The sequence below is a fragment of the Leifsonia sp. 1010 genome (assembly GCF_031455295.1).
In the GTDB taxonomy this organism is placed as follows: Bacteria; Actinomycetota; Actinomycetes; order Actinomycetales; family Microbacteriaceae; genus Leifsonia.
Map to the genome: position 1 here is coordinate 272664 of NZ_JAVDSL010000004.1, position 13627 is coordinate 286290.

Below are 13627 nucleotides of genomic sequence, written 5' to 3' on the forward strand. Positions count from 1 at the left end.
CGCCGTCCATTCTCCCGCGACCCGGCCGCGGAGGCAACGTCGCCGCGCGTTCTCCTAGTGGAAGAAGTGCCGCTCGCCGGTGAAGTACATGGTGACTCCGGCCGCCTTCGCCGCCGCGATCACATCCTCGTCGCGGATGCTCCCGCCCGGCTGCACGATCGCGCGGACGCCCGCGTCGATGAGGATCTGCGGACCGTCGGCGAAGGGGAAGAACGCGTCGGATGCGGCCACGGATCCGGCCGCCCGCTCCCCCGCACGGCTGACCGCCAGGGTGCACGAGTCGACGCGGTTGACCTGGCCCATGCCGACCCCGACGGAGGCGCCGTCGTGGGCGAGCAGGATGGCGTTCGACTTCACGGCGCGGCACGCCTTCCACGCGAACTCGAGGTCGGCGCGGGTCGCCGCGTCGGCCTCCTCGCCGGCGACCAGGGTCCAGCCTTCCGACGAAAACTCGTCGAAGCGGTCGGAGTCCTGCACGAGCACGCCACCCGAGATCTGGCGGAACTCGGTCAGTGCGCGGGCGTATCCCTCGGGCAGCTGCAGGATGCGGAGGTTCTTCTTCGTCTGCAGGAGTTCCAGCGCCTCCGGCTCGTAGCCTGGGGCGATGAGCACCTCGGTGAAGATGCCCTTCACCGTCTCCGCCATGGCGAGGGTGACCGTGCGGTTGGCCGCGATCACGCCGCCGTACGCCGACACCGGGTCGCACTCGTGCGCCTTGCGGTGCGCCTCGGCGATGTCGTCCGCGACGGCGATTCCGCAGGGGTTCGCGTGCTTGATGATGGCGACGGCCGGCTCGCGGAAGTCGTACGCGCTGCGCAGGGCGGCGTCCGCATCCACGTAGTTGTTGTACGACATCTCCTTGCCGCCGAGCTGGGTCGCCTGGGCGATGCCGGTGCCCTTCGGGTCGGCGTAGAGGGCGGCAGCCTGGTGCGAGTTCTCGCCGTAGCGGAGGGTCTGCTTGAGCTCGGCCCGCGCCTCCCAGCGCTCGGGGAAGTCATCCACCGAGGGGGCTTCCCCCGCGAACCAGGCGGCGACGGCGCCGTCGTAGGCGGCCGTGTGCGCGAACGCCTTCGACGCGAGCTCCCGGCGCTGGTCGAAGGTCGTACCGCCGGCGGCGACGGCCTCCACGATGCCGTCGTAGTCGGAGGGCGACACCACGATCGCCACGTTCGCGTGGTTCTTCGCGGCAGCGCGCACCATGGCCGGGCCGCCGATGTCGATCTGCTCGACGACGTCGTTGCCGACCGCGCCGGAAGCCACCGTCTCGACGAACGGGTACAGGTTGACGACGACGAGCTCGAACGGCTCGATGCCGAGGTCCGTGAGCTGCTCCTCGTGCGACGCCAGCCGCAGATCGGCGAGGAGTCCCGAGTGGATGGCCGGGTGCAGTGTCTTCACACGCCCGTCGAGCGACTCCGGGAACCCGGTGACACTCGCGACGTCGGTCACCGCGTGACCCGCGTCGCGGATGGTCTGCGCCGTCGAGCCGGTCGAGACGATCTCGACGCCGGCCGCGGCGAGCGCGGACGCCAGGTCGAGCAGTCCGGTCTTGTCGCTGACCGAGATCAGGGCGCGGCGGATCGGGACGAGATCCCGCTCGCGGTACAGGCTGGCGTCGTGACGGGGTCCGCTCATGCTCGGGCAAGCTCCTCGAGGTCGATGTGTCCGTTGGCGATGTCGAGCACGGCGTCGATGAGCAGCCGTCGCTCCACAGGCTTGATGCGCTCGTGGAGGGCGGCCTCGGTGTCGCCCGGCTCCACCTCCACGCGCTCCTGGCTGATGATGGGGCCGGCGTCCACTCCGTTGTCGACGACGATGAGGCTCGCCCCGGTCTGCGTCACACCGGCGGCGAGCGCGTCGCGGACGGCGTGCGCGCCCGGGAACTCGGGCAGGTAGGCGGGGTGCGTGTTGATGAGCCGCGGCGACAGCGCTTCGACCACCCGCGGGGGCACCAGGCGCATGAAGCCGGACAGGATGGTCAGGTCGGGCTCCCACTGCCGGATCTGCTCGAGCAGGGCGTCGCCCCACTCCTCCCGGCTCGGATACGACGTGAAGGGCACCGTGAAGGTCGGGATGCCGAAGCGCTCCGCGTGCTCAAAGCCGTCCGCGTCGCGGTCGGCGCCGACGGCGACGACACGGGCGGGGAACTCGGCGTCTTCCGAGGCCTCCAGCAGGGCACGCAGGTTGGAGCCGCCACCGGAGATCAGCACCACGATCGAGAGCACGCCACCAGCCTAGCGGCGTGCGACGACCGGCTCGATCACCGGCGGCCGCGCCCGGCCGCCGCCAGCCCGATCCCGGCGGCGACGGCGACCTCCGCGGCAGCCAGCGCGCCGACCAGCCACGGGTTCGGCCCCACATCGTGCAAGCGTCCGGGTCCGAGCGCACCGGACGACCACCACGCGAGGAGCCCCAGTTCGATCCCGGCGACCGCGCCGATCCCGAGCGCGGTCAGCAGCAGGGCCTGCAGGCCGTCGAGCCCGCGAACCGCGGTCCGCGAGCGGACGAGGACACCGGAGACGAAGCCGGCGAGGATCGGCACGACGACACCGACCAGGCCGAAGCTCCACCCGCCCGCGGGGATGATGCCGAAGAGCGGCAACCCCGGCAACGGGCCCAGCGCGGTGCTGATCGGGCTCACCGACGACCCGGTGCCGAGGGCGAAACCGGGCCCGACCAGCCACGACGCCATCCACACCACGATGTTCGGGATGACGGCGAGCTGCCCGATGGTCAGCGCCGCTCCCCCGGCGACACCGGTCTGCAGCTGCTCGTACAGGCTGATGATCGTCCCGTAGTTGCCGAAGATCAGCAGCGCGACCACCAGAGCGGCCACGCCGATCACGATGGCGGTCGCCGCCGTCCCGGCCCGCAGTGCGGCGCCCGCGCCGGTGCGCAGGGCGCTGGGGATCGGCACCGTCGCGGTCCGCAGAACGGAGAGGACGGCCGGCGCGGGTGCCCGGCCCGTCGACAAGCCGCCTGAGCCTCCGCCGAGCGGGCTCGTCGCATCCCGATCCGGCGACGCGGTCGCGGCAGCCGTCTCGGCGGGCGCCCCGCCGCGCAGCGCGGCGAACCCGAATCCGGCGGCGATCCCGACCCCGTAGACGAAGGGCGGCAGGATGATGCCCTGCCAGAGAGACGGCTGCGCCACCGGGGAGCCAGCGGTCAGGACCACGAGCGTCGAGATGACCACGAAAGCCGCCAGCGCGCTCAGGGCACCGACCGCGCGCTGATCGGTCTCGGCTGCGCGCATCCCGGTCCGAACGCCCAGCCCGGCGGTCAGGGCGGCGAACCCGAGCAGCGCGATCGTCACCTGGAACGGCACCGCCGCGGTCGGCAGCCCGAGTTGCGCGACCGTCTGCGGGTCGAGCGCGATGGTCAGGTTGACGCCGTGGCCGACCAGCCAGATGTCGGCTGCGGAACGCCACACGACCGTGAAATCGGCGCCGAGCTGGAACTGCGCCGCCCAGAGGATCGTGATCGGGACGAGACAGATCCCGATGCCGATGGCGGCGACGATGAACGCCTCCAGCGCGGCGAGCAGGGCGACGGTTGTGCGACTCATGACCGAACGGAGCCTACCGGCGCGCACGCGGCGCGGACGGCCGACACTTCGGCGCTCAGGAGACCGTGACCACCGGCGTCTCGTCGTCGGCCTGCTCCGGCACGGTGATGACCGGCCGCTGAAGCAGTTCGAGGATCGCGACGACCAGCGCCGCGATCACCAGCGTCCAGATGATCAGAGCCGGAGTGAGCGGTCGGACGAACAGCACGACGGCGGCCGCGATCACCGCGACGGCCGCGCGCAGCAGCGTGCGCTGGGCGTACATCCACTCGCCCGCCCGTCCCGTCGTGATGCCGTGGCGCTCGGCCGACTGACGCACCCAGGCGACACCGTCGCCGAAGAAGCCGCGCAGCCTCCTGGGCACGGCGAAGGGGCCGGAGAACCAGCCGACGACGGCGACGGCGATCGCGAGGACCAGGACCGCGACGGCGGTCGCGATCATCGCATCCGTCACCGTCGAGAACAGCGTCTGCGCCAACCCCGAGGGGACGAGAGACGGCGACACCGACGAGACGAAGACGAGCCGGCCGATGCCGATCGCGGCCAGCGTGATCCCCATGGCGAGGCCCAACGCGACCGCAGCCCAGATCAGAGCGAGGGCACGGCGGCGGGCGACGACGACGCCCAGTGCCAGCAGCCCGATGGCGACCCAGGGCAGCCACGCACCGGCCGCGACCGCCAGCCCGTAGAAGAGCTGCAGGGTGGGGATGGACGAATTCTGCGCGACGGTGATGGTGCGATCCACCGACGGGATCTGCGCCGCGAACGTCACCCCCTGATCCACCAGCAGCTGTTTCACCCGGTCGATGATCGGGGCGAGCTGGATGCCGACGGAGCCATCCGACCCGACCGTGATGGCCGCCTTCGGGTCGTTCTGCATCGTCGCGATCAGCTGGTCGTGACTCGTCCGGAGCGCCTGCTGCCAGACCTGCGCGAACGCATCCGAGGCGACGAAGCGCTGGACGGTCGAACGCAGCAGCGACTCGATGCCCTGCGCGAGCGGAGCCTTCAGCGACTCCAGAGCCTTGGTGGCGACCGGGCCGGTGCCGAGATCGGTGATGCCGTCGATCACCTGAGACGTCAGCCCGTCGATGTCCACGTTGTCCTGTACGGCCTTCACGGCTTCGTCGGTGACGAACGCCTGGACGCCGGCGTCGTGCGCGAGCGGGGCGTAGGTCGAGACGAAGGAGTCGGTGTCCGTCAGCTGGACCTTCGCCCACGACGAGATCACCGCGACGGGCGCGAGGATGGCGCCGAGGACGATCAGGACGGTCGCGAGCAGGGTCCACGCCCAGCTGCGCTGGTGCTTGACCGGCGGGGACGGCGCGATCGGCACCGTATCGGCCGCGGGATCGGCGCTCTGCATGCGGAGCGCGGCGTTCTCCTCCTCCAGGGCTGCGATGCGCTGCAGCAGCTCGGTGTTCGTCGGACGAGCCATCAGCGTCTCCTTCCGGCACGGTGCGCTCACTGTAGCGCCGCGGTCGCCGTGTGCGGCAGGGAGTATCTGTTCGGGATGACGTAGGTCGGAACGACGAAGGCCGGGACCTCCCGGGTCCCGGCCTTCGCGGTGGTGCGCCGCTCGATTACAGCGCGGCGTAGACCTCGCGCAGGAGCTCTGCCGTCTCGGAGGGCGTCTTGCCGACCTTGACGCCCGCAGCCTCCAGCGCCTCCTTCTTGGCCTGGGCGGTGCCCGCCGAGCCCGACACGATGGCGCCGGCGTGGCCCATGGTCTTGCCCTCGGGAGCTGTGAAGCCCGCCACGTAGCCGACGACCGGCTTGGTCACGTTCGCCTTGATGAAGTCCGCGGCGCGCTCCTCGGCGTCGCCGCCGATCTCGCCGATCATCACGATGGCCTTCGTCTCCGGGTCCGCCTCGAACGCGGCGAGCGCGTCGATGTGCGTCGTGCCGATGACCGGGTCGCCGCCGATGCCGATGGCGGTCGAGAAGCCGAGGTCTCGGAGCTCGTACATCATCTGGTAGGTCAGCGTGCCCGACTTCGAGACGAGGCCGATCGGGCCCTTGCCGGTGATGGTCGCCGGGGTGATCCCCACCAGCGACTCGCCGGGCGTGATGATTCCGGGGCAGTTCGGGCCGATGATCCGGGTCTTGTTGCCCTTCTCCTTAGCGTAGGCCCACGCCTCTGCGGAGTCCTGCACCGGGATGCCCTCGGTGATCACGACGAGCAGCGGGATCTCGGCGTCGATGGCCTCGACCATCGCGTCCTTCGCGAACGCCGGCGGCACGAAGATGATCGACACATCCGCGCCGGTCTTCTCGATGGCCTCGACGACCGTGCCGAACACGGGGAGCTCGACATCGCCGTGGGTGACGGTCGTGCCGGCCTTGCGGGCGTTGACGCCGCCGACGACCTGGGTGCCGGCCTTCAGCATCAGGGCGGTGTGCTTCGTGCCCTCGCCGCCGGTGATGCCCTGGACGATGACCTTGGAGTCCTTGTTGAGGAAGATAGACATTCTCGTTCGTCCTTCGCTTACTTCGCGGCCAGCTCGGCGGCCTTGTCGGCGCCCTCGTCCATGGTGAGCGCGAGGGTGACCAGCGGGTGGTTGGCCTCGGTCAGGATGCGGCGCCCCTCGTCGACGTTGTTGCCGTCGAGGCGCACGACCAGCGGCTTGTTCGCCTCGTCGCCGAGGATCTCCAGGGCCTTCACGATGCCGTTGGCGACCGCGTCGCACGCGGTGATCCCGCCGAAGACGTTGACGAACACGCTCTTCACCTGCGGGTCGTTGAGGATGACGTCGAGACCCGCCGCCATGACCTCGGCGGACGCGCCGCCACCGATGTCGAGGAAGTTGGCCGGCTTGACGCCCTGGTGCTTCTCGCCGGCGTAGGCGACGACGTCCAGCGTCGACATGACGAGGCCCGCGCCGTTGCCGATGATGCCGACCTGACCGTCGAGCTTGACGTAGTTGAGGTTCGCCGCCTTGGCCTTGGCCTCCAGCGGGTCGGCCGCGTCCTTGTCCTCGAGCGCCTCGTGGTCGGGGTGACGGAAGTCGGCGTTCTCGTCGAGCGAAACCTTGCCGTCGAGAGCGATGATGTCGCCCTCCTCGGTGAGGACAAGCGGGTTCACCTCGACGAGGGTCGCGTCCTCGCCCGTGTAGACCTCGTAGAGCTTCACGAAGACATCGGCGACCTTCTCGACCAGGTCCTCCGGGAATCCGGCGGCCTGGGCGATCTCGACGGCCTTCGCGTGGTCGATGCCGCCGCGCGGGTCGACCTCGACGCGGGCGAGCGCCTCCGGCTTCTCGACGGCGAGCTGCTCGATCTCCATGCCGCCCTCGACGCTGGTCAGCGAGAGGTAGGAGCGGTTGGCGCGGTCGAGGAGCACCGAGAAGTAGAACTCGCGAGCGATGCGGGCGCCGCCGGCGACCATGACGCGACGGACGACGTGACCCTTGATGTCGAGTCCGAGGATCGCCTGCGCCGCTGCCTCCGCCTCATCGGCGTTCTTCGCGACCTTGACACCGCCGGCCTTTCCGCGACCACCGGTCTTGACCTGCGCCTTGACGACGGTCACGCCGCCCAGCTTCTCGGCAGCCGCACGCACCTCCTCGGGGGTGTCGGCGACGATGCCCGGAAGCACCGGGACCCCGTACTTCTCAAACAGGTCTCTGGCCTGGTACTCGTATAGATCCACGGTTATCCAATCCGCTGGTGTTCCGGTGCGCTCGTGGCTGCCGGCTGATTTCTCCTGACGGTCCGGCGCGAGAATAGCTCGACGCCGAGATAAATTCGCCAGGAAGAACTTTAGACCCTTCCGCTGAACGGGCCGAAACCGGCCGAGGTGTTCACAGGTCCTCGGCGAACGCCGTTGTCCACCGATCCGCCGACAGCGGCCACGGGACACACCGGCGCCGCGACGGTGGAGGCATGACTCATCGACCTTTCACCCTGATCTCCGCCGTGTGCCTCGCGGGGCTCGCCGTCTTCCTCGGCGTTCTCCATGGAGCGCTCACCTCCGCTGCCGGGCCGGCGCGCGCCCTCGTGGGCGACGGCCACGGTCCCGGCTACCAGTCCGCCGACGGCTGGTGGCTGGGTGCCTACCATTTCGACGACGGCGCACTGGGCTTCTGCCTGAATCCCGGCAAGGTCGCACCGGTCGGCCTCCAGTACAGCTACGCCGACCCGGCCGGAATGGGCTGGTGGACGCCGGAGCAGTCGGCGATGTTCGCCTACTTCGCCCGCACCTGGGCGGGGAGCAGCGACCGACTCACCGCGGCCGCCGGCCAGCTGGCGACGTGGATGTACGCCGGGATGTCCGAGCCCGACGCCCGCGAGCACGCGGCACGGGCCGGCGCCGACAGCGACCGCGTCTACGCGGGAGCTGTCGAGATGCTGGCCGAGGCACGAAGCCGCGCCTCGACGGGCGTGCGCGCCGCCGTTGTCGTCGAACTCGCCGAGACGGGAGCCGGCCGCCTGCGAGTCGAGCTGACCGTCGATCGCATCGCCGGTCCGGAGCTGCTCCCCAGCGGGGCCCACCCGGTCTCCGTCTCCCTCACGGGAGCCACGCTCGACGGCGGCGGGAGCACCGGCACGATCCGGTCGGGGACCGATGTCGCGATCCGGCCGACCGGCTCGGAGGCCAGCGTTGCCGTGAGCGCCACCGCGAAGACCGGGGAGCTCCCCTACGGCAACCGCATCACCGTCGCGCTGCCGACGACGGATGCTCAGGCCGTGCTGATCGCGGAACCGTCCACGGCGAACGCGCAGGCCGAGGCGCACGCGACCGGTCCGTCACCACTGCCGTTCCAGCCTCAGGTGGGCACGCGCACGTCTCTGGCGGAAGCCCATCCGGGCGCCGAGATCGCGGACCACCTCACCGTGAGTGTCGCCGAGGGCGATGGGCTGCTGCCGACCTGGGGAGTTCGTTCCGGCGATGACGGTTTCGCCGCCGTCACCGCGGTCGTCGAGAGCACGCTGCACGGGCCGTTCGCCGACCCGATCGCCCGCTCCCCCGCACCGCCGCCCGGCTCGCCCACCGTCTGCACGGTCGAGACGGTGATCGACGGGGTCGGCGAGTACACCACTCCGACCTGCACTCTGCCGGCCGACGGCTACTACGTCTGGACGGAACGCATCGACCCGGGGCGTACCGATCCCGATGCAGGCGGCGCACGGGTGCACCCGTGGACGTCCGAGTTCGGCATCGCCACGGAGATCACCCGGGCGCAGACTCCCACGGTCCCCGTCCCGGAGATCGAGCCCGCCCTCACTCAGACGCGACTGGCCGACACGGGCGCCGACGCCCTCCTGCCGGCAGTATGGGGCTCCGGCACCGGCGTCGCAGGCGTGCTGCTGCTGATCGCCGGGCGGTTGCGGACCCGCGGAGCCCGTCGCGCACGCGGGAGGCGCGCGGCACTCGAGGGAGCGGTAATCGACCCCGAGATGGTCGACCGCCCCGGTCGGGCTCCGCACGTCTCCGGTCGACGTAACGTGCGCCCCCGGCGCGCCCGCTCGACCTGGGTGGGGCCGTGAGAAGCATGCGACGGTCATTCTCCGGTCCCTCGCAGGAGGCGACGACAGGATGTCCGGGTGCGCAGAAATCCCCGCAACCGTCCCGTCGAGGGCGAGGACATCGTCTCCGAGGCGCTGACCTTGGCGGGCGGAGGCCGCGCACTCCTGCTGCAGATCGCGCATCCCTCGGTCGGCCAGGGCGTCGTCGAGCACAGCGACTTCGCCGAGCGGCTCATGGACCGGTTCGACGGCACGATGCTCTATCTCACGGCGACCATGTTCGGCTCGGAGGCGGAACTCGCGGCCATGCGGAGAATAGTGAACCGCGCGCATGCGCCCGTCCGCGGGACGATCGCCGCGGACGGCTCGGCCTACAACGCCTTCGATCCGGAGCTCCAGCTCTGGGTGGCCGCCACTCTCTACCAGACGGTGATGGATCTGCATCGGAGAGTGTTCGGTCCGCTCACGCCCGCACAAGCGGACAGAGCGTACGAGGAGCTCTCGGGGGCTCTCTCCAACCTGCAGCTCACCCGCGATCGATGGCCGGCCCGGCGCGCGGACTTCGACGCCTACTGGGAGCGGATGCTCCTGTCGCTCCGGGTGAACGACGACGTGCGGGCGGTGTCACGGCAGATCCTGCATCCGCGTCGCGTGCCGTGGTGGCTCCGCCCGACCCTGCCCCTGGTGCGGCTGGTGACAGCCGGTCTCCTTCCCGAATCGGTGAGGCGACAGTTCGGGCTCCCGTGGGACGAGAGGCGACAGCTCCGGTTCGAGCGGGCGATGCGATGGACCGCGTCGGTCTACCCTCGGCTTCCGCTCCGGCTCCGCCACGTGCCACGGGAGCGCTATCGGGCAAAGCTCCGGCGGGCGGTGCTCGCACCGCGCCCAGCCGACGCCGGGAATCGTGGCGCGACGAAGCCGACCGCGCAGCGCTAGGCGGCGAGACCCCGGCGGCGCTCGACGGCCCGGGCGAGCAGCACCAGCGCGATGCCCACGCCCGCGCCGAGGACCGTCTCGAGCACGCGGTCGACGACCAGCACGTTCAGCGGTGTCGGACTCGCCAGGTGCGAGACCGACAGGGCCAGCGGCGTGATGAAGACGAGGGCGGCGCCGTAGTGCCGGGCCACCAGGATCTCGGCGAAGAACTGGCACACCACGATCACGCAGATGACCACGACCGCCGGAGGCGACCAGACAAGGAGCAGGGCCGTCACGCCGACTCCGACGATCGTCCCCACGATCCGGTGCAGGGAACGGGAGATGGAGTGGGCCGCCCGCGCAGGCGGGATCACGGCCACGACGCTCACCACGGCCCAGTAGGCATGACCGAGCCCGAACGCGAGGGCGACGCCGCCGGCGATCAGCACGCCGACAACGTTCTGGGCCACCGTGAGCCAGACGCGTGGATCCCGCACGGCCGCACGGTCGATGCCGGGCCGCCGACGCAGCTCGGGCACGAATCCGGAGCGCCCCAACGCACTGCGCGCGATGCCCGGGATGCGCCGCACCGCCCAGCCGGACATGGTCAGCAACCACGCGAACGCCGCCGCCGCGGCCGCAAGACCAATGCGCGGGAGCGCGTCCGCCGCCGGAGTCGGCACGGCGGCGCAGACCAGCAGGGCGAAGACGAAGAACAGCGCCTGAGGCGGCATCATCTGGAAAACCGTGACGAACAGGGTTCCGCCGCCGACGACCAGCACCAGCGCAACCGCCACGAGCGCGAGCGGTTCACCGAGCACGGCGAGACCGACGCCGGCGGAAATGCTGAGAAGCAGCGCGATAGCTGCAACGGTCAGGGTCCGAACCCGCACCCGGTACGGCTCGTTCCTCCCGTACAGCGCGGTGAACGCACCGAAGGCGGCGTACGCGGTCAGATCGAGCCGACCGGCCGAGAAGAGCAGGAACAGCGGCACCGCGACGGCGACGGCCGCACGCAGACCCACCTCGAAGTTGCGCGGAGTTCCGCCCTTCCGTTCTGCGGGGGCAGCCGCCGTCACAGCTTGTCGATCGGGGCGATCTTGATGAGGAGCTTCTTCGCGCCCACCTTGTCGAACTGGACATGCGCGACGCGCTTGGCGCCCTGCCCGGTCACCTGCGTGACCCGGCCCTCGCCGAAGTCGGAATGGCGGATGCGATCGCCGGGCGACAGCTCGAGGTCGCCATTGTCGCGGACCTTGCCCGTGACGCGGTTGGGCCACTCCGCCTTCGGGCGCTCCTGGCGGAACGTCGACGACGAGAGCGGGTCGTTCCACCCTGTTCCGCCGGAACCGGCGCCCAAGCCCGGGCGCCGTGCGTTCAGCGCGCGGGACTGCGTTCCACCGCGGCCGTTCGCCGAACCCGGCGACTGCCGCCAATCGATCAGATCGGCGGGGATCTCTTGCAGATAACGACTCGGCATCGCGACCGCGGTCTCGCCGAACTGCGCACGCGTCATCGCCAGCGACAGGAACAGGCGCTTCTTGGCGCGCGTGATGCCTACGTAGAACAGGCGTCGCTCCTCCGCCGGGCCGCCGGGCTCGTTCGCCGACATCCGGTGCGGCAGGAGGTCCTCCTCGATCCCGGTGAGGAACACGGCGTCGTACTCCAAGCCCTTCGCCGTGTGCAGCGTCATCAGCGACACCGAGCCGCTCGAGTCGTCGATCTCATCCGCGGCCGCGACCAGCGAGACCTCCGTGAGGAAGTCGACCAGCGTCCCGTCCGGGTTGTTGCGCGCGAACTCGCGGGTCACGGCGACGAGCTCGTCAACGTTCTCCGCTCGCGCCTCGTCCTGCGGGTCGCGGCTGTTACGGAGCACCTCGAGGTAGCCGCTGCCGTCCAGCAGGAAGGTCAGGATGTCGGCGACCGGCGAGACTCCGGCCGGATTCGACGGGTCGATCTTCGCCGCCGCCTCGTCCAGCAGGTTCGACAGCTGCAGGATCGCGTTCGTCACCTTCGGGCCGAGACCCAGCGAGCCCGCGTCGCGCATGGCCGCCCGGAAGGTGAGTCCGTTGTCCTCCGCGTAGCTCGCCAGCTGGGTCTCCGTGGCCGGTCCGATGCCGCGCTTCGGCGTGTTCAGGATGCGGCGGAGCGCCAGCATGTCGCTCGGGTTCGCGACCGTGATCAGATACGCCATGGCGTCCTTGATCTCGGCCCGCTCGTAGAACTTCGTGCCGCCCATCACCTTGTACGGCAGCGCCGAGCGGATGAAGATCTCCTCCAGCGCACGGGTCTGGGCGTTCGTGCGGTAGAAGACGGCGATGTCCTTGTAGTCCATCCCCGCGCTGTGCAGCTTCTCGATCTCGTCGGCCACGAACTGGGCCTCGTCGTGGCCCGAGTACCCGGTGTAACCGACGATCTTCTCGCCGTCGCCGACGGCGGTCCACAGCTTCTTGTCCTTGCGGTCGAAGTTGTTGGAGATCACGGCGTTGGCAGCGCTCAGGATGTTCTGCGTCGAGCGGTAGTTCTGCTCCAGCAGCACCACCTTGGCGCCCGGGAAGTCGCGCTCGAACTCGACGATGTTGCGGATGTCGGCGCCACGGAACGCGTAGATCGACTGGTCCGAGTCGCCCACAACGGTGAGCGAGGCGCTGGGGATGACGCCCGCAGCGTCGCGCAGCGGGCCGACATTGCGGCCGTGGGCCTCCAGGTCGTCGGCGATGTCCGGAGCGACCGGCATGGTGAGCTCGCGGATCAGCGAGTACTGCGCGTGGTTGGTGTCCTGGTACTCGTCAACCAGGATGTGGCGGAACCGGCTCTGGTACAGCGCAGCCACCCGCGGGAAGGCGCGGAAGAGGAAGACCGTCTCGGCGATGAGATCGTCGAAGTCGAAGGCGTTCGCGCGTCGGAGCTCCCGCGTGTACTGGCGGAAGATCTCGAGGAACATGACCTCCTGCGGGTCGCTGAGGTTGGCCGAGCGCGCGTGGGTCTCCAGGTCGGTGAGCTCGTTCTTGAGCTTCGAGATGCGGTTCGCCGCGCTGCCGACGGTGAATCCGAGAGTGTCGGCGTCGAGCTCCTTGATGATGCGCTTCAGCAGTGCGCGGGAGTCGCCCGAGTCGTAGATGGTGAAGCTCGGCGTCTTGCCGATCGTCTCGGCCTCACGCCGGAGGATGCGCACGCAGGCCGAGTGGAACGTCGAGATCCACATTCCCTGCGCCTTGCCGCCGAGCAGCTGCTCGACGCGCTCGCGCATCTCGTTGGCGGCCTTGTTGGTGAAGGTGATGGCCAGGATCTCGCTCGGCCACGCCTCGCGGCTCTCGATCAGCCCGGCGATGCGCCGGGTGAGGACGCTGGTCTTGCCGGAGCCTGCACCTGCCACGATGAGCAGCGCCTGGCCGCGATACTCGGCCGCTTCACGCTGCTGCGGGTTCAGGCCCTCGAACAGGCGCTCGCTCGGCCCGCGCCAGTGGCCGGAACCACCCGGGCCCCCCGTTCCGCGCGAGCCCCGCCCGCCGCTCGCGCCCCTCCTGGAGCCCGGGGTCGCGTCGACGTCGGTGCCGTCGCCCTGCCACCCGTCCAGGATGATCGGGACGGAGGAAGGGGTGGTCTGCGGGGCGTCGGGAAGGCTCGTCATGTCTGCAGTCGATTTTAGTCGCTGCCACCGTCATTCGGCCGCGA

10 protein-coding genes are annotated in these 13627 nt (G+C 70.3%); 2 read left to right on the top strand and 8 right to left on the bottom strand.

What is annotated here, in order from left to right:
* Window positions 1-54: 54 nt before the first annotated feature.
* The 6 genes from purH to sucC form a co-directional block, all read right to left on the bottom strand.
* Entirely contained in the window at window positions 55-1635 is a 1581-nt protein-coding gene (gene purH / locus J2Y42_RS17100) for a bifunctional phosphoribosylaminoimidazolecarboxamide formyltransferase/IMP cyclohydrolase (RefSeq protein WP_309860916.1), read from the bottom strand.
* A complete protein-coding gene (gene purN / locus J2Y42_RS17105; protein WP_018191897.1) occupies window positions 1632-2225 on the bottom strand; it encodes a phosphoribosylglycinamide formyltransferase in 594 nt (197 codons plus the stop codon). Before purN ends, purH begins: the two co-directional genes overlap by 4 nt.
* Window positions 2226-2260: 35 nt before the next feature.
* Window positions 2261-3565 carry a DUF6350 family protein gene (locus J2Y42_RS17110; protein WP_309860920.1) on the bottom strand — a complete coding sequence of 435 codons (1305 nt, stop codon included), beginning with the start codon at window positions 3563-3565 and terminating at the stop codon, window positions 2261-2263.
* A 55-nt stretch (window positions 3566-3620) separates the two neighbouring features.
* Complete coding sequence (locus J2Y42_RS17115; protein ID WP_309860923.1) at window positions 3621-5003, bottom strand: hypothetical protein; 1383 nt, start codon at window positions 5001-5003, stop codon at window positions 3621-3623.
* A gap of 145 nt (window positions 5004-5148) precedes the next feature.
* Window positions 5149-6036 carry a succinate--CoA ligase subunit alpha gene (gene sucD, locus J2Y42_RS17120; RefSeq protein WP_018191900.1) on the bottom strand — a complete coding sequence of 296 codons (888 nt, stop codon included), beginning with the start codon at window positions 6034-6036 and terminating at the stop codon, window positions 5149-5151.
* 17 nt (window positions 6037-6053) lie between these two features.
* The gene (sucC, locus tag J2Y42_RS17125) at window positions 6054-7217 is read right to left on the bottom strand and encodes an ADP-forming succinate--CoA ligase subunit beta (RefSeq protein WP_309860926.1); all 1164 of its coding nucleotides are present in this window, start codon (window positions 7215-7217) and stop codon (window positions 6054-6056) included.
* Window positions 7218-7450: 233 nt separating this feature from the next.
* On the opposite strand from sucC, the gene J2Y42_RS17130 reads away from it, so the two are divergent.
* Entirely contained in the window at window positions 7451-9055 is a 1605-nt protein-coding gene (locus J2Y42_RS17130) for a hypothetical protein (RefSeq protein WP_309860929.1), read from the top strand.
* A gap of 57 nt (window positions 9056-9112) precedes the next feature.
* The gene (locus tag J2Y42_RS17135; RefSeq protein ID WP_309860931.1) at window positions 9113-9970 is read left to right on the top strand and encodes an oxygenase MpaB family protein; all 858 of its coding nucleotides are present in this window, start codon (window positions 9113-9115) and stop codon (window positions 9968-9970) included.
* Here the strand turns inward: J2Y42_RS17135 and J2Y42_RS17140 are convergent.
* Together J2Y42_RS17140 and J2Y42_RS17145 are read right to left on the bottom strand one after the other, a co-directional pair.
* Entirely contained in the window at window positions 9967-11031 is a 1065-nt protein-coding gene (locus tag J2Y42_RS17140; protein WP_309860934.1) for an FUSC family protein, read from the bottom strand. The genes J2Y42_RS17135 and J2Y42_RS17140 overlap by 4 nt on opposite strands.
* A complete protein-coding gene (locus tag J2Y42_RS17145; protein WP_309860937.1) occupies window positions 11028-13583 on the bottom strand; it encodes a UvrD-helicase domain-containing protein in 2556 nt (851 codons plus the stop codon). The genes J2Y42_RS17140 and J2Y42_RS17145 overlap by 4 nt, the downstream gene beginning before the upstream one ends.
* Between the last annotated feature and the right edge of the window lie 44 nt (window positions 13584-13627).